We start from the raw sequence: 584 nt of genomic DNA on the forward strand, positions 1-584 counted from the left end.
CCACTCGAAGGCGGCGAGATCCGGGTACTCGCGCATGAGCCGGCCCGATTCGTCGAGCACCGCCTCGATGCGATCGATGGCGGTCCCGGCACCCGCGGCGGCCGCCCGCAGCCGAGGTGACGCGATGCCCTCCATTTCGGTGACGGTCGCCTCCAGCAGTTCGGACTTGTTCGGAAAGTAGTGGTACAGGCTGCCGCTGGTCATGCCGGCGGCCCGGGCAATCTCGCGAATCGTGGTGCGGGAGTAGCCCATCTCGGCCACACACCGCATCGCCGCGGCGATGATCCGCGCACGCGTCTGCTCCCCCTCGGCGCCCACCGGGCGGCCCAATTGCGACTGCGCGACGCTCATGCCGCGCGGAACCCGCCGCAGGTTCGTCCATCACACACTGCGCACCTCCGCGCGGAAGCCCAAACTAATCGATCACTCGATTATATTCGACCGTGTCGGGCACCCAGAGCCGGCGGACAGGACGCGCGAGTGGGGAGAGCACGGTGACGCGGGCGCAGCGTGGGCGCCCGGTCGGCGCCAGCGGCGAGGAGACCCGCCGGCGGATCATCGTCGCCACGATGCGGTGTGTGGCC

General features: G+C 70.0%; 1 protein-coding gene and 1 pseudogene. One reads left to right on the top strand and one right to left on the bottom strand.

The features are described from left to right. The coding region (locus A5773_RS06220; protein WP_156744753.1) for a TetR/AcrR family transcriptional regulator at positions 1–351 on the bottom strand (351 nt) is incomplete at its 3' end. 143 nt (positions 352–494) lie between these two features. On the opposite strand from A5773_RS06220, the pseudogene A5773_RS26455 reads away from it, so the two are divergent. Continuing rightward, positions 495–584 (top strand): annotated as a pseudogene (locus A5773_RS26455) (TetR/AcrR family transcriptional regulator); the annotation flags it as partial.

Origin of the sequence: Mycobacterium sp. 852014-52450_SCH5900713 (assembly GCF_001667075.1) — a bacterium.
Taxonomy (GTDB): Bacteria; Actinomycetota; Actinomycetes; order Mycobacteriales; family Mycobacteriaceae; genus Mycobacterium.